We start from the raw sequence: 15507 nt of genomic DNA on the forward strand, positions 1-15507 counted from the left end.
ACACACAGTAACTACATATATATTTTTTGTAAATGTATTCAATAATTCATGCTACATATGAATCACATATCCCCTTATAATCACAGAATCGACAGTTCGGATTCCCCAGCACCTCAAAATCCTCATTCAATATCCGACCCACGACTTCCTTTATCCTCTCCAAAACAGTATCCACATTCTCTTCGCTCACATCTACCATCCGCAACTCAGCAAAATCTTGATGAACATACATGTGGCCTGCTTGAATATAGGTAATTTACCATATTTTCCCTTCACCCAACAGTGAGGACTACATGATTAAGGGGACAATCTTGTGGATGCTGTGCTTAATTGTGCTCACAACCCCCTCATCAATCCTACGTGTTCCACATATCTCTTAGGTTCAGTCTGAACCATTCTTCCATATAGATACGACAGAGAGAAGGTAGAAAACCCTTCCATTTTGAGGCTCTGTAGAAATCCTCGTTTTAACAATAAAAATAATCTTGAAATCCTCTCAATAAGCCCTTCCCTTCCCCTCCCCTCACACCTCCTAACCCATTTTCTTCACAGGAGTCTCCATGGTAACAACTTCCTCCCCTCTCCCCCACACCCCCTCACCCCTTTTTTTTCACTGGAGCCTCCATAGTAACAACTTCCTCCCCTCTCCCCCACACCCCCTACACCCATGTAATGCAAATTACACTTAGAGAACCCGCCCCCTTTCAATCAGAATAAAAAAACTGAGTATCCTTTGCCTGGCCTCTTCTAAATCCTATATTTCAACAGCATAAGCAGGGTTACTAAAATCAATACTCTTCCTTTTAGCAACAAGATACTGAGCCAATTTCCTGGCTTTCAGTAAAAGACATAAATCCAAACTATTGGGTTTGTGTATATTTTATATCAGGACGAATATACACGTGGTCGATAAAGTTACCGATTTTTAAAAAAGAATGGTTGTTGGACTTTTAGAAAATCTATCAAAATCAATTATCAATCAGGCAAAATTGACAAATACCGTCAATATCTGGCAGTACGTTTCAAATAATTGTTAACTTTCATTCTCATCTGAATATCGAGGATTTCTACGGAGCCCTATAATTATAAAAAATGATATTTTTCTTCGCCAATAACACTTACCCATCTATTGAGGTAAGTGAAGGATATATGTTAAAGCATAACTCATACAACTTTAGGTATCGTAAATCTGTACTACCCGCAATATTCTTGTAGGGTGCATGTCATGTCGTAACATATCAAACGTGATATTCATAGTACCCATATTTTTTGGTGTTCAAATTTCGGCTTCTATCTTAAGAAGAAAGTATGTATTTACAAAAAGGTTTAAACACTTAAGTATGTAGTTCTATGAAGAAGCGTTGTGGAGTTGTTCTAATGAAGTATTGGCAGCCAAAATACGAAACAATGAATAGAGATGAGCTTGCCGCATTGCAATCAAAACGTCTGAAAAAAACCACTGCTAGTGTTTTTAATAATGTTCCTTTCTATAAAGAGAAATTCAGAGAACTTGGCATAAAACCCGATGATATAAGATCCATCGATGATATAAGCAAGTTACCAACTACCAAAAAAACCGATCTCAGGGATAATTATCCATTCGATCTTTTTGCTGTTCCTAAAAAGGATATCGTTCGCATTCATGCTTCTTCCGGTACAAGCGGAAAACCAACTGTTGTCGGATATACCGCAAAGGATATCGACACCTGGTCTGATCTCATGGCCAGAAACTTTACCATGGTGGGTCTGGATGATAATGACGTATTTCAGAATGCTGTGAACTATGGCCTGTTCACAGGTGGTCTTGGTTTTCACTACGGTATAGAAAAGATTGGTGCAATGACCGTACCAAGTGGCACAGGTAATACTGCCCGCCAGCTTGAGATGATGATCGATTTTGGTGTAACTGCACTACACTGCACACCTTCTTATGCGCTTTACCTTGCTGAAACAGCACATGAAATGGACATAGTCGACAAACTATCTCTGAAAGTCGGATGCTTTGGTGCAGAACCCTGGTCTTCCAACACACGAAAGCAGCTCGAAAATGCTTTTAATATTAAAGCGTACGATTCATATGGCCTTTCCGAACTGATGGGTCCTGGCATAGCCTTTGAGTGTGAGGAACAGGATGGTCTGCATGTCTGGAGTGACCATTTCTTTGTAGAAGTTCTTGATGAGGATGGGGAACAGGTTGCAGAAGGTGAAAAAGGTGAACTTGTACTTACATCTCTTACAAAGGAAGCTCTACCTGTGATCAGGTATCGCACCGGAGATATTACAAGACTGCTTGAGAATGAATGTTCATGTGGCCGTACGACAACACGTATTTCCAGACTGCTTGGAAGAGCAGATGATATGCTGATAGTCAGGGGTATCAATGTGTTCCCATCTCAGGTGGAAGATGTGATTGTCAAAGTTCCTGAGGTTACCGAGCATTTCCAGATCATTGTTGACAGGAATAACAAGATGCTGGATGAATTGACTGTAAGGGTCGAACTTGAGGAAGAAGCTTTCACAGGTGAGTTGAAAGACCTTGCAGCAGTTAAGAGACATGTTGAGAATGAATTGAAAGGCATTCTGAACATAAGGACCAATGTCGAACTTGTCGAAAGAGGAACCATTCCCCGAACTGCAGGTAAGTCAAAGAAGGTCGTCGATCGCAGAACTGCACTATAATTTAAGTTAAGCTTTGTTAAATGGTGATATCATGGCACATGTGATGGAAATACTGGGTAAGACAAGAGTAGTCGTTGAGAATGGTGAGGTTGTTGAAGTGGGCGAACCTCTTCTGCAATGGTGTCCACTCTTTGAAAAGGCAAGAGGTATCAAGGAGATCACCCGGGAAGAGGTCAAGAAGAACATGGAGTTCCGTATCAAGGACTTTGGCATGTTCACCAGCAAACGAAAGCTTGAGATGGATGTCTTTGTTGGCTTTGGTGCATCAGAAGTGATGATGACCGGTCTGAGCAAGGACACTCTTGACACCACCGTTACGGTCTGTGATGGTGCAGGAACCGTAATCACCAATAACCCAACCCTTGTTCAGGGTATGGGGGCCCGTATTTCCGGCCTTGTGGAAACAGAGCCCATTGATGAGGTAATAAACGGTATTGCTGAAAGGGGCGGTATTGTTCTTGATCCTTCAACAGCTGTAATTGACCCGATCGCAGGAGTAAAAAAAGCAGCAGAGCTTGGTTATCAGAAGATCGCTGTCACGGTAGTCTTCCCGGAAACTGCAAAAGAGCTTCGTGAGATAGAATCTGAAATGGGGCTTGACCTTATGATCATCGTTGCCCATGTTACCGGTATCGACCGGGAGTCTGCAGAAGAACTGACCAGATATGTGGATATCATCACAAGCTGCGCATCAAAAAATGTTCGCGATATCATCAAACCGCTCGCTCAGGTTGGAACAGCAGTCCCTCTCTTTGCACTGACACAAAAAGGAAAGGAATTACTGCTTGAAAGGGCTAAGGAAGTAGAATCTCCTATATTGATCAATACCATGGCCCTTCCGGCTCTGCCGGAGCACAAGCAGCCTCGTAATATGGTTTGAACAAACACTTTTTTCAGGAAAATAAAATGGATCTATCTTCAGGATACTGAAGTTGATATTTTTTTCTGTAAGCCATTCCGGTGAAGATGGCAATAGTATCCCCCTCTTCATTTCTGATGGTGACATCATAGGTTGATATTTTTGGATTGATAGACGTTTCCTTTGCCTCTGCATACAGGTGTCCTTCTCCAACTGCTTTTACAAATGACATGTTTGCATTGATAGCAACAGCAACATTACCGTGAGCATTGGATGCAACTGCAAAAGCCGTGTCTGCAAGAGTAAAGAGGGCACCTCCGTGTACTGTACCCAGAACATTAAGATGTCTGTTCTCGATAATCATCTCTGCTTTTGCATAGCCTGCCGTGATCTCAGTGATTTCAACTCCGGAAATGGCGGCAAAATTCTCCTGCTGGAAATATCTTTCAATTTGGTCCATGTTTTCCTCAAATAATGATAGTTGCTCTTCTTGTGTGCATAATACTTTAAAATATCACGTCAGGAGTTTGCAACCTGTCAAATCACAATGATTAATCGTTACAAATCACAAAAATATAAGTACTATGTTCAAGATATTATATATTGCAGAAAAGTTTGCTTAAAAAACTGTCATACTTATCTATCTGCAATACCGGAAATCCTACGCATACAGCTATCAATGCCTCCGCTTTCCTGGTGCTTTCACCAGTCTGTACCACAAATGTGTAGGAATTATCCGGATTGGGAATAGAGTGACTGGATAACAGATGATGATCTGATATACATTTGTTATCCAGTCTGTTCATAGACTTAATATGTGACCATGTCCCTGTGAGTGAAACCTTTGGTGTAATCAAGATAATAAGCTTTCACAGGTTCGACCTTAAAGAGCAGGGTTTCGTAATCTGCAGGCAGACTGAGTAGCAAATGGAATGAAAGGGCAGCACTGTCAGTTATGCCATCATCATCTTTCCATTTTTTCAGGGTTTGTGTAAACAATTCAATGAATTTATTCATATTTCCCCATACTCTTTTATTTTCTGAAGATGAGCTAAACGTTTTTCCTACAATATTTCATCATCCTCCAGTTCAACATCCAGTACTTCCAGTTCTATCTCATCTCCATCACCATTGAAGCATTTCCAGTTTTCTTCACTAAAAGGATGGCCTGCGATGATGTGGTGACTGCCCGTCTTGCGAAAAAGTCTCAGGTCAGCTTTTGAGGGTCGGATAAAGGAACTTGGGTGGCTATGTACAGAACCCACTGTAGAAATATTTGGCATCATGAAAAGCCTCAATATTGCGCTGGTCTCACCGGATTCAGTTCCAGGTAGAAAGAGTACATTGCTAATTATCCCGTCCTTTGCTTCAAGGAGGCCGGCAAACTCATTTGGATAGGTCGACTTGCTGACCTCGAGGATGAAATGCAACGTTTCTCTTGCTATTCCGATGATCTTTGCAGTATCGTGCATAAGTAAAGATGGTAAAAGTGACTTATAACGTTTCTGAAAAACTTAATAATCGGAGTGCTCTTATTGTAACAGGGATATTTTAACATGGTGAAGTGGGAATATGCAGGGAAAACTAAGCAGTTCGATGTGTAAGGAAAGCGATAATTCATTTGGTGAAGAATCATTAAAATTACATGAGGAACTAGGTGGTCTGCTTGAGGTCTGCGGCAAGATTTCGCTGGACAGTATCGAAGCCCTGAGTGTCGCCTACACTCCAGGAGTTGCAGAACCCTGCCTCAAAATTGCGGAAAATGAGCTTGATGCCTACAAGTATACCCTGAAGAAGAACTCAGTGGCAGTGATAACTGATGGCTCTGCTGTATTGGGTCTTGGGAATATCGGAGCACAGGCAGCCTTACCTGTAATGGGTGGAAAGGCACTGATATTCAAGGAATTTGCCGACATTGACGCTTTTCCAATTTGCATAGATACCAATGATGTTGAGGAGATCATCTCCACGATAAGACACATATCCCCTACATTTGGTGGCATCAATCTTGAGGATATAAGTGCTCCCCGCTGTTTTGAGATCGAAGAAAGACTTCGTAAGGAGCTTCCGATTCCTGTGTTCCATGATGACCAGCATGGTACCGCTGTGGTCACTATCGCAGGTCTCCTGAATTCGCTTAAAATAGTCAATAAGAGCTTTGAAGAAATCAAGGTAGTGATATCAGGTGCAGGTGCCGCAGGCATGGCTATAACAAAAAAGCTTCTTCACATAGGTGTAAGATCTGGCAACCTTTTTGTTTGTGACAGGAATGGCATCATTTTCAAAGGTCGTGCTGAAGGCATGAACCCTGAAAAAGAAGAGATGGCACACATCACCAACAGTGGCAATATAAAAGGAAGTCTTGCGGACGCGCTTGTGAATGCTGATGTGTTCATTGGCGTATCTGCACCAGGTCTGGTCACTCTGGATATGGTATCTTCCATGTCAGAAGATGCTATCATATTTGCAATGGCAAATCCGGTGCCAGAGATCATGCCTTATGACGCCAAAAAAGCTGGTGCGAAGATCGTGGCTACGGGGCGTTCGGATTGTCCGAACCAGATCAACAATTGTCTTGGTTTTCCGGGAATATTCCGGGGTGCACTGGATGTACGTGCCAGTGACATAACCCTTGAGATGGAAATGGCTGCTATATATGCGCTTGCAGATATGGTGGAGGAGTCCGAGCTCGATGTGAACTACATCGTCCCAAATCCTCTGGATAAAAGGGTAGTAAAAGCAGTCTCCTCAGCCGTTGCAAAGGCAGCAGTTGAGGCTGGTGTCAGCAGGATATGATATCTGATCAGTTAAGTTGCAGATATTAGCAACTATACTTTTTTTGGAAGTGTAATGCAGACTTTTGTTCCCATTCCTTCATCACTTTCGATCCAGATGCTTCCATTATGGGTGTCTATTATCTTTTTGGATACATACAGGCCAATACCATTTCCTCCATATCTGCGTGTAGATGATCCGTCGACCTGGTAGAAACTCTGGAAAACATCAGCAATCTTATCTTTGGATATACCAATTCCAGTATCTTTTATGTTGATCCGGATACCTTCTTCAATCTCAAATGCAGTGATCTTTACACTTCCACATTCGCAACTGAACTTTATGGCGTTATCCAGTAACTGGTTAACCAATTGAAGAAGGGAATTTGTGTCTCCTTCTATGAGTGGAAGTTCCTTAGGAATGTCTTTTGACAGAACTATATTCCTTTCTTTTGTCTTTTGTGTAAACTTCCTGATAGAATTGTCAATTACAGTTTCCATCTGCACGGGGCAAAAATCGTATTCTATTTTACAGGCAAGGGCATCTCCCATGTAGAGGAGTGAGTCTATAAGGTTGCCTAAACGCTTTGAACTATTAACAATTCTTTCAATAGCCATTCCTTGTTTTTCAGTCAATTCACCCATGTAGCCTTCGTGCATCAGATTGCTATACCCTTCAATGGAAATCATCGGTGTTTTAAGTTCATGGTTAAGATTTGCCAGGAATTCATCCTTCATTTTATCGAGTGCTTTGAGATTTTCATAGGCATTTTCAAGGTTTGAAGAGTATTGATCTAGTTCTTCCTCATGTTCCTTTCTTTCAGTGGCACTGCCTATAAGGTTTGCAAGTGTTCCAAGAACTGAAATATCATCTTTGTCCCATTCCTTTGCATCACCAACATTATCCATCCCTATGAAGCCAGATAGTTCTCCGCCGGAGAAAATTGGAAGAACTATCAATGAGTCGATCAGTTGCATTTCCAATATATCTTTTTCAACAGATGCTTCAGGTGGCATCAATGAAACATCTCTTACATGTATAGTTTCCCTGTTTTGTAGTTTATTCATCCACCAGGGAAAAGAATCTGTAGCTAAGTCCTGAAGATTATCCTTTTGAGAGCTAACTCCTTGTGCACACCATTCCAGTGTATTGCTCATTGTAGTATAATCATTCATAGAGAAAAGATAAGTGCGGCTTGCATCACAGAGAAGCCCGATCTTCTCAAGTGTATGCTCAATGGCACTAGTTACATCTTCAGGGGCAACAAGAATTGATGATACATAAGAGATCGTTCTTTCAATATCCAGTTTCCTCTTGATCAGCTCATTGGAATGGAACAATTTTTTTGAGTATTCTTGTAATTCCCTTTCAGTTTGTTTCTTTTTCGTTATATCATGCAAAATTACCAGATCAGCTATCCTCTCATCGTATTCGATGGTTGAAGCAGTGATCTCCATGGGTATGAATTTTCCTTCTTTAGAAATGACCTCGATCTCATATGTTGAAGGTATTTCCATTCCATTCATTCTCTTTATATATCTGCTAACCACGAGATCTCTGTATGCAGGTGCAACAAAATCAAGGAATTCTTTCCCGAGTGCTTCCTCTGCATTGTACCCTGTGATCCCAAGAAGTCTATTATTAAAATATTTTAGTTTTTGATCCTGCAATATAACTATCCCATCATTTCCATCTTCCACCAGTCTGACATAGTTGGAATCGTGTTTTTCAGGTTTTTCATTGACCGATATGCACTCCTTTATTATCTCAACATAGCATATTATCCCGCAATTGCTGCCATCCTGCGATTTTCGGACTACTATTTTCCATGATGTTGAAATCTCTTCTCCGTCCTGGTTTTTAATGCTCGTGTCAACTTTTAGACTGTCAATATTGTTGAACATATTCTTGCATACTGAGTTTAACTTTGTTCTGATCTCATCGCTAAGAAGATGCTCAATACAACCGTGACCAGAGACTTCTGCCTTGGAGTAACCTAATATGACAAGCACGCTCTGATTCAAATAAACAATTTCCAGTTTTTCATTAAGAACTATAATGCCAATTGGAAGTTGCTCTACAATGTCAAAAAAGATTCATTGAAGTCACTGGAGTTTAAAAGTTTAGTCGAACTAAGTACCACTTCATTCTCCATTACAGCATCGATCAAAAATCCCAACACCCACGAAAATATTGTATTAGATACAAGTAAATTCTATTTTATAGTATGTTTTATAAAAGCATGCTATATATTAATATGTTCCTTGTGAGCAGCTACTTTTAGTACATAGAGATGAACATCAAAATATGAAAATAAGGTAAAGAATAGCTGAGATCGCTGCGCCTGCAAATGTAGCCACAAAATTCACTCCGCTGTTCGACAACATTCCTCTTTTCTGTAATGTAGCTCCAAGAAGGCTGTCAACATTGGTGCCTAGGAATCCTCCTGCGGTCGTTATGAGTATCACCGGAATAATGCTATCTACCTTTCCGAATATTACGGGTAGGATTCCAATTACCATTGCGCCAAGAAGTGCTGCAATTTCCCCGAGAACAGTAACTGCACCGTCCACTCCTGCTGCTGCGGGCTTGAGTGTGGTTATCATTATTGGCTGTGACTGTGCTGTTGTTCCGATCTCGCTTGCAAGCGTGTCTCCAGTTGCAGTGGCAACGGTTCCAAGATAGGCAAAGATGATAAGTTCTGAATATTGCGGATATATGCCGTAAAGAATGGCAAGCATGAGGGCAGCTGTGCTGTTACTGAAAACATTCTCATAGCTTCTCACTCCGCCTTCGGATTGTGCAAGGCCGATGGATTCCTTGTATTTGTATTTGTATTTTGTAAATGCTCCACCAAGTATGAAAAAAGTGAGCAATAGGATGAACCAGAAGATCTCACTGAATACTATCACCAGCACTCCCAGAAGTGCAGCGCCAAGTAATGCTGAAATATCCGCTATCTTTGTTTTGTAGGCGAGATATCCAAGGACAAGCGAGAATATTAGTGCCAGAAACATCTCTTGTACCGGAACAGAGTATCCAAATGAGCTGAACATCCACATTGCCATCCCTGACCCTAGAGGCACGGAAATATTGTTATCTATCTTTGAAGGGATCGATTCAAAGAGTGCTCCTGTGACTGATCCGATGACTGCAAGGAAGAATATCATATTGCTGCTGACACCTATTCCCTGCCAATGCGTTATCCATATAGCTGCTATATATGCCGTAATGATCCCAATTCCAAGAAGTACAATGCTTGAAGGCAGCAAACACTCCTCATGTTCCTCATCACTCTCTTTTTCGGAAAGTATCTGCAACTTCTTACGATAGCGAATGAATGTTGCTGCACTACTTCCAAAGGTTGAGATGGCTATGCAGCTACCAATCACGTATAGGGGGAATGAATAAGCTGTAAATTCAAGGACTGAGCTTATAAGCAACAATAGAAATACCGAGATAGCAAGGCTCCTTGCGGTATTCACACCTTCATCTATATCATTGCTAAGCATCTCCCTTGAACCGGGAAGCGGTTTTTTGTAAAGGAATTGTTGCATAAGGGGATAGTCCGAAAAACGTCCCAATGCGAGGATAATCCCTAAGTTCAGGAGTAAAAGCGCGTAAATATTCAAGAATGGAAATATGAATATTAAAAGACCAAAAGATGCATGTAATACCTGCCTTCGGTATTCATGTTCTATATTTCCAAATATTCTGAGAATAGCACGCATAATATCATTTCGTTTTTTGATACGGATTGAATAGCCTACTCAAACTATATATTAATAATCATTCACTTTATTGTATTTTAAATATATTCTCAGTAAAATCCTGATTATATATAGTGCGTGCTATTGATTGACAAGCAACACCTAAATATAAGGATAACTTAGTCCTAACGAAATCAAGCGCCTGTAGTGTAATGCATGGATATGGGCAATGATGACGAATGTTATTATTTTTGTCAGGATCAATTATATAATCACATACTTCGTCCCAATTTCATTAATTTCATAGAGTGATGATATATGCAGGAGAAAATAAAGGAGATAGCAGCTCGTATTCGTGAATTACGTGAAATATCTGACATTTCTTCCGGAGAAATGGCCGGAGCTTTGGGAATATCTCCCGAAGATTTCGATAAATATGAGACTGCACAGGCGGATATTCCGGCCAGTATGCTTTTTGAGATCGCACATCATCTGAATGTGGACCTTACCGTACTGCTTACCGGGGAAGACCCGAAGATGCGTGTCTTCACAGTTACAAGAAAGGACAAAGGAATAAATGTCCAGCGCCGTAAGGATTACAAATATCAGAGCATTGCTGCAAACTTTGCCCACAAGAAAGCAGAACCTTTTGTTGTTAAGGTGGACCCTGCATCAGAAGATTCCACTCCTTCAATGAATTCTCATCCCGGACAGGAGTTCGATTATGTTCTCGAGGGAACGCTTAAAGTGATCATCCATGGCCAGGAGATAATTCTGGAAGAAGGCGATTCTATATTCTTTGATTCAAGTTATTCTCATGGAATGCAAGCAGCAAGCGGAAAACCAGTCAGGTTCCTGGCAGTTGTTTTATAATTTGGAGGAAAAATGTCTTCATTACTGGATAAGTATGTTTCCCGCGCGGAATTTGATTCATACGAAGATTTCAAGGAAAATTTCAAAATAAACGCTCCTGATAATTTCAATTTTGCCTACGATATAGTCGATGTTTACGCCGCAGAACAGCCTGACAAAAAGGCTCTTGTGTGGTGCAATGACGCAGGCGAGGAAAAAATATTCACTTTCAAGGATCTTGAGTATTACAGCAAGAAAACAGCCAATCTGCTTAAGAAGTTCGGTATCCGCAAAGGCGACAATGTAATGCTTATGCTGAAAAGCCGTTATGAGTTCTGGTTCTGTATCCTTGCACTGCACAGGATAGGTGCAATAGCTGTCCCTGCAACCCATATGCTTACGAAAAAAGATGTTGTCTACAGGGTAGAACGTGCAAATATCAATACGGTTATCTGTGCTCCTGATGAGGGTGTGCTGGATTATATTGATGAGGCCCATGCAGAGGTAAGCGATATTCTGAAGAACAAGATAGTCATTGCAATGGAAAAGGATGGCTGGAATAATTTCGAAAAGGAACTGGAACTCGCTGCTGATAAATTCGAGCGTCCCACAGGCGAGGATGCTGTATCCAATGAAGATATATCACTGAACTATTTCTCATCCGGTACCACAGGCATGCCGAAGATGGTACAGCACAACTTCATTTATCCTCTGGCACATATCCTCACTGCCAGATATTGGCAGAACGTCACTGACGGTGGCATGCATTATACGGTTGCAGACTCCGGATGGGCAAAGTGTGTCTGGGGTAAGCTATATGGGCAGTGGATAACGGGCAGTGCGGTTTTTGTCTATGATTATGACAAGTTCACAGCTGATAAAATGCTGGAGAATCTTGTGAAATACGGTGTGACTACTTTCTGTGCACCTCCAACAATATACCGTTTCCTGATAAGAGAGGACCTGAGCAAATACGACTTCAGCAAGCTGGAATACTGTGTGACTGCAGGTGAACCGCTGAATCCTGAAGTTTATCAGAAGTTCCTGGAGATTACAGGATTGAAGCTCATGGAAGGGTTTGGCCAGACCGAGACCGTTGTTAGCATTGCAACGTATCCATGGCTTGAGCCAAAACCAGGTTCAATGGGCAAACCATCCCCTGAATACGATATCCTTCTACTCAATTCTGAAGGCAAACCATGTGAGGCTGGAGAGGAAGGCGAAATCGTTATCGATACAAGCTTTGGCAACCCGCCAGGAATATTTGCCGGATACCGCTCAGATGCTGCAAAGACTGCCAGTGTCTGGCATGATGGTTATTATCACACAGGCGATATGGCCTGGATGGATGAAGATGGTTATTATTGGTTTGTGGGCAGAGCAGATGACATCATCAAGACATCCGGTTACCGTGTTGGCCCCTTCGAGGTCGAAAGTGCCCTGATAGAACATCCTGCTGTACTTGAGTGTGCCATCACAGGTGTTCCTGACCCGATAAGAGGTCAGATCATCAAGGCAACAATTGTGCTCACAAAAGAATATACTGCCAGTGAGGAATTAAAGAAGGAACTACAGAACCATGTAAAGAAGGTCACAGCACCTTACAAGTATCCACGTGAGGTGGAATTTGTGGGGGAACTTCCAAAGACCATCAGCGGAAAGATCAGGCGTGTTGAGATCCGCGAGCACGACACGGAAAAGTAGTTTTTGCTAAAATGCATCTATATTAATCTCCCGTGGCGGGTGCAAAGTACACTGCCACTGGAATTTTCATATTTACACAATACATTGAGGTTATATTTGTGTCAGATAATTCAGAAAAAAGAGAACCTTATCCAGTTATCAACATAATTGAATGTAAGGCCTGCGAGCGTTGTATCGTAGCATGCCCAAAGTCTGTGCTGAAAATGAGTGAGGAGCTAAATGAACGAGGCTATCACTACGTGGAATATGTAGGCAAAGGTTGCACAGGCTGTGCCAATTGCTATTATACATGTCCGGAACCATCGGCAATAGAGGTACATATCCCTCTTAAGAAAAAAGAGATCTAAAGGTGTTAAAATGGCAACACAATTAATAAAAGGTAACACAGCAGCTGTGATCGGTGCACTATATGCCGGATGTGACTGTTATTTTGGTTATCCCATCACTCCTGCAAGTGAGATCCTTCACGATGCATCATTGTACTTCCCTAAGATCGGAAGAAAATTCGTACAGGCAGAATCCGAGGAAGCCGCCATCAATATGGTCTTTGGTGCTGCTGCTGCAGGCCACAGGGTCATGACAGCATCCTCAGGACCTGGTATAAGTCTCAAGTTAGAAGGAGTTTCATACCTTGCCGGAGCAGAGCTTCCATGTGTCATAGTAGACATAATGAGAGCAGGTCCGGGACTTGGTAATATCGGCCCGGAACAGGGCGATTATAATCAGGTTGTAAAGGGTGGAGGACACGGCAACTACAAGACCATTGTACTTGCACCGAACTCTGTGCAGGAAATGTGCGATTTTGTCATAAAAGGTTTTGATCTGGCATTCAAGTACAGGAACCCTGTATTTGTCCTGGCTGACGGTGTGCTGGGACAGATGGTGGAGTCCCTGCAATTCCCTGAAGAATCCGTGGTTCCTGAAATTGATAATTCATGGGCTGTGAATGCCACAGCAGAAACAAAAGACAATCTTGTAACCTCCATTTTCCTTGACTTTAACCTTCTTGAAGATTTCAATTACAAGCTACAGGAAAAGTATGCTCGTATCCAGGAAAACGAAGTTGATTATGAAGATTACATGACAGAGGATGCTTCTATCATCCTTGTTTCATATGGAATAAGCAGCCGTATCTGTAGATCTGCTGTTGAACAGGCAAGGAAGGAAGGAATAAAGGTCGGTCTTTTCAGACCAATAACACTTTTCCCATTCCCTGAAAAGGAATTGAAGGAACTTGCAGATTCAAGAGACTGCACTTTTGTCTCAGTTGAAATGAGCAATGGACAGATGCTTGAGGATGTCAGGCTTGTAGTAGGATGCGATAGACCTGTGGAACTTGTGAACCGTATGGGTGGAAACCTGATAACACTTGATCAGGTCATGGATAAGATCCATGAACTGGCTTCAAAGGAGGCATGAACATGGCTGAAGATATCACTGAGAAGATCATTGGAAGGCCTGCTGGCTTGTATGCTGAGTTCGAACGCAAGGGAGGAGCAGCCCCAACGGCTACCCACTATTGCCCGGGCTGTGGTCATGGTATAATACACAAGCTCATAGGTGAGGCTATCGAAGACCTTGGTATCCAGGACCGTGCGGTCATGATCAGCCCGGTGGGTTGTGCAGTCTTTGCATACTATTACTTTGATTGCGGTAATGTTCAGGTAGCCCATGGTCGAGCTCCTGCGGTAGGTACCGGTATTTCCAGGGCAGAAGACAATGCTGTTGTCATGTCTTATCAGGGAGACGGTGACCTTGCTTCCATCGGTCTTAATGAGACCATACAGGCAGCCAACCGTGGTGAGAAGATAGCAGTTTTCTTTGTGAACAACACGGTTTACGGAATGACCGGTGGACAAATGGCTCCGACAACTCTCATAGGTGAGAAGACGGTAACATGTCCAGATGGGAGGGACCCTCGTTTTGCAGGCTATCCTCTGCACATGTGCGAACTTCTGGACAACCTCAAGGCTCCGGTATTCATTGAAAGGGTATCTATATCCGATATATCCCACATAAGAAAGGCAAGAAAGGCTGTCCGCAAGGCTCTTGAGATACAGCGTGACGGCAAAGGATATGCTTTTGTGGAACTTCTGTCCACATGTCCCACAAACCTCAGGCAGGATTCCGCGCAGAGTACAAAGTTTGTTAATGAGGAAATGGAACCTGAATTCCCGCTTGGTAACTTCAGGGATAATTCCGAAGATACAGCAGCTCTTCACAGGGCAGACAGTGATTTTTCCAAAAACTCTGTGGATGCATTGTTCAATCTTGAGACCGAATCATCTCCGGATGCTGTTGTAGACCACGACTTCAGTCAGGTGCAGATCAAAGCAGCAGGATTTGGAGGACAGGGTGTTCTGAGCATGGGACTTACCATTGCGCACGCAGGTTGTAATGCAGGTCGTTTCGTTTCATGGTACCCATCCTACGGTCCCGAACAGAGGGGAGGAACTTCCAACTGTTCAGTTGTAGTATCAGGTGAATCAATAGGCTCTCCGGTTGTGTATAACTCTGATGTGCTTGTGGCAATGAACCGCCCATCTCTTGAGAAATTCGCAGGCGATGTGAACGAAGGAGGAATCATACTTTACGATTCCAGCATTGGTGAGTTCGATATACCTGCTGGTGTAAAGGGTATTGCAGTACCTGCTGTCCAGATAGCTACCGATGCAGGTTCAGGAAAGGCTGCAAACACTGTCATGATCGGAGTTATGATGGCATTGGGTGTGACCGGTCTTTCAGAAGATGACTTCAAAGCAGCCATTGCAGAGACTTTTTCCAAAAAGCCAAAGCTGATACCTTTGAACTATGAGGTACTAGCTGCTGCTGCAAAATGGGCAAAAGAGAACGTTTGAGTATATTCGAAAAAGATGAGCAGAAGATTATTCTGCTCTATCCATCCTTTTTTATGAAGTTTTCTTTTAT

14 protein-coding genes are annotated in these 15507 nt (G+C 42.3%); 8 read left to right on the forward strand and 6 right to left on the reverse strand.

Features of this window, described 5'->3' with window-relative positions; translation table 11 throughout:
- Positions 1-46: 46 nt before the first annotated feature.
- Positions 47-232: a PD-(D/E)XK nuclease family protein gene (locus V7O66_RS02520; RefSeq protein WP_406661417.1), complete on the reverse strand. Its 186-nt coding sequence runs from the start codon at positions 230-232 to the stop codon at positions 47-49.
- Between the two features lie 1145 nt (positions 233-1377).
- Here V7O66_RS02520 and V7O66_RS02525 point away from each other — a divergent pair.
- Both V7O66_RS02525 and V7O66_RS02530 read left to right on the forward strand, forming a co-directional pair.
- Positions 1378-2679, forward strand: a complete 1302-nt coding sequence (locus V7O66_RS02525) for a phenylacetate--CoA ligase family protein (protein ID WP_406661419.1) — start codon at positions 1378-1380, stop codon at positions 2677-2679.
- A 31-nt stretch (positions 2680-2710) separates the two neighbouring features.
- Complete coding sequence (locus V7O66_RS02530) at positions 2711-3559, forward strand: methanogenesis marker 8 protein (protein WP_406661420.1); 849 nt, start codon at positions 2711-2713, stop codon at positions 3557-3559.
- Positions 3560-3572: 13 nt separating this feature from the next.
- Here the strand turns inward: V7O66_RS02530 and V7O66_RS02535 are convergent, their stop codons facing one another.
- The 3 genes from V7O66_RS02535 to V7O66_RS02545 form a co-directional block, all read right to left on the reverse strand.
- On the reverse strand, positions 3573-3998 hold the full coding sequence (locus V7O66_RS02535; protein ID WP_406661421.1) for a PaaI family thioesterase: 426 nt from the start codon (positions 3996-3998) through the stop codon (positions 3573-3575).
- 350 nt (positions 3999-4348) lie between these two features.
- Positions 4349-4555 carry a hypothetical protein gene (locus V7O66_RS02540; protein WP_406661422.1) on the reverse strand — a complete coding sequence of 69 codons (207 nt, stop codon included), beginning with the start codon at positions 4553-4555 and terminating at the stop codon, positions 4349-4351.
- A 47-nt stretch (positions 4556-4602) separates the two neighbouring features.
- Positions 4603-5010, reverse strand: coding sequence for a Mov34/MPN/PAD-1 family protein (locus V7O66_RS02545; protein WP_406661423.1), 408 nt, complete (start codon positions 5008-5010; stop codon positions 4603-4605).
- Positions 5011-5110: 100 nt separating this feature from the next.
- On the opposite strand from V7O66_RS02545, the gene V7O66_RS02550 reads away from it, so the two are divergent.
- Entirely contained in the window at positions 5111-6334 is a 1224-nt protein-coding gene (locus V7O66_RS02550) for an NADP-dependent malic enzyme (RefSeq protein WP_406661424.1), read from the forward strand.
- A 32-nt stretch (positions 6335-6366) separates the two neighbouring features.
- Here the strand turns inward: V7O66_RS02550 and V7O66_RS02555 are convergent, their stop codons facing one another.
- Together V7O66_RS02555 and V7O66_RS02560 are read right to left on the reverse strand one after the other, a co-directional pair.
- Complete coding sequence (locus tag V7O66_RS02555) at positions 6367-8409, reverse strand: PAS domain S-box protein (RefSeq protein ID WP_406662540.1); 2043 nt, start codon at positions 8407-8409, stop codon at positions 6367-6369.
- 204 nt (positions 8410-8613) lie between these two features.
- On the reverse strand, positions 8614-9870 hold the full coding sequence (locus V7O66_RS02560) for a TIGR00297 family protein (protein ID WP_406661426.1): 1257 nt from the start codon (positions 9868-9870) through the stop codon (positions 8614-8616).
- A 471-nt stretch (positions 9871-10341) separates the two neighbouring features.
- On the opposite strand from V7O66_RS02560, the gene V7O66_RS02565 reads away from it, so the two are divergent.
- The 5 genes from V7O66_RS02565 (at position 10342) to V7O66_RS02585 (ending at position 15437) form a co-directional block, all read left to right on the forward strand.
- Positions 10342-10896 (forward strand): helix-turn-helix domain-containing protein, encoded by a 555-nt coding sequence (locus V7O66_RS02565; RefSeq protein WP_406661427.1) that lies wholly within the window; start codon positions 10342-10344, stop codon positions 10894-10896.
- Between the two features lie 12 nt (positions 10897-10908).
- Positions 10909-12579, forward strand: a complete 1671-nt coding sequence (locus V7O66_RS02570; protein ID WP_406661428.1) for an AMP-binding protein — start codon at positions 10909-10911, stop codon at positions 12577-12579.
- A 98-nt stretch (positions 12580-12677) separates the two neighbouring features.
- Complete coding sequence (locus V7O66_RS02575; RefSeq protein ID WP_406661429.1) at positions 12678-12926, forward strand: ferredoxin family protein; 249 nt, start codon at positions 12678-12680, stop codon at positions 12924-12926.
- Between the two features lie 10 nt (positions 12927-12936).
- The gene (locus tag V7O66_RS02580; protein WP_406661430.1) at positions 12937-13998 is read left to right on the forward strand and encodes a 3-methyl-2-oxobutanoate dehydrogenase subunit VorB; all 1062 of its coding nucleotides are present in this window, start codon (positions 12937-12939) and stop codon (positions 13996-13998) included.
- Between the two features lie 2 nt (positions 13999-14000).
- Positions 14001-15437 (forward strand): 2-oxoacid:acceptor oxidoreductase family protein, encoded by a 1437-nt coding sequence (locus V7O66_RS02585; protein ID WP_406661431.1) that lies wholly within the window; start codon positions 14001-14003, stop codon positions 15435-15437.
- The last annotated feature ends 70 nt before the right edge of the window (positions 15438-15507 follow it).

This window comes from Methanolobus sp. ZRKC3, from assembly GCF_045291275.1.
Taxonomy (GTDB): Archaea; Halobacteriota; Methanosarcinia; order Methanosarcinales; family Methanosarcinaceae; genus Methanolobus.

Coding starts and splice junctions, on each gene's coding strand:
- V7O66_RS02520 (WP_406661417.1), bottom strand. CDS start 232: ATGTATGTTCATCAAGATTTTGCTGAGTTGCGGATGGTAGATGTGAGC.
- V7O66_RS02525 (WP_406661419.1), top strand. CDS start 1,378: ATGAAGTATTGGCAGCCAAAATACGAAACAATGAATAGAGATGAGCTT.
- V7O66_RS02530 (WP_406661420.1), top strand. CDS start 2,711: ATGGCACATGTGATGGAAATACTGGGTAAGACAAGAGTAGTCGTTGAG.
- V7O66_RS02535 (WP_406661421.1), bottom strand. CDS start 3,998: ATGGACCAAATTGAAAGATATTTCCAGCAGGAGAATTTTGCCGCCATT.
- V7O66_RS02540 (WP_406661422.1), bottom strand. CDS start 4,555: ATGAATAAATTCATTGAATTGTTTACACAAACCCTGAAAAAATGGAAA.
- V7O66_RS02545 (WP_406661423.1), bottom strand. CDS start 5,010: ATGCACGATACTGCAAAGATCATCGGAATAGCAAGAGAAACGTTGCAT.
- V7O66_RS02550 (WP_406661424.1), top strand. CDS start 5,111: ATGCAGGGAAAACTAAGCAGTTCGATGTGTAAGGAAAGCGATAATTCA.
- V7O66_RS02560 (WP_406661426.1), bottom strand. CDS start 9,870: ATGCAACAATTCCTTTACAAAAAACCGCTTCCCGGTTCAAGGGAGATG.
- V7O66_RS02565 (WP_406661427.1), top strand. CDS start 10,342: ATGCAGGAGAAAATAAAGGAGATAGCAGCTCGTATTCGTGAATTACGT.
- V7O66_RS02570 (WP_406661428.1), top strand. CDS start 10,909: ATGTCTTCATTACTGGATAAGTATGTTTCCCGCGCGGAATTTGATTCA.
- V7O66_RS02580 (WP_406661430.1), top strand. CDS start 12,937: ATGGCAACACAATTAATAAAAGGTAACACAGCAGCTGTGATCGGTGCA.
- V7O66_RS02585 (WP_406661431.1), top strand. CDS start 14,001: ATGGCTGAAGATATCACTGAGAAGATCATTGGAAGGCCTGCTGGCTTG.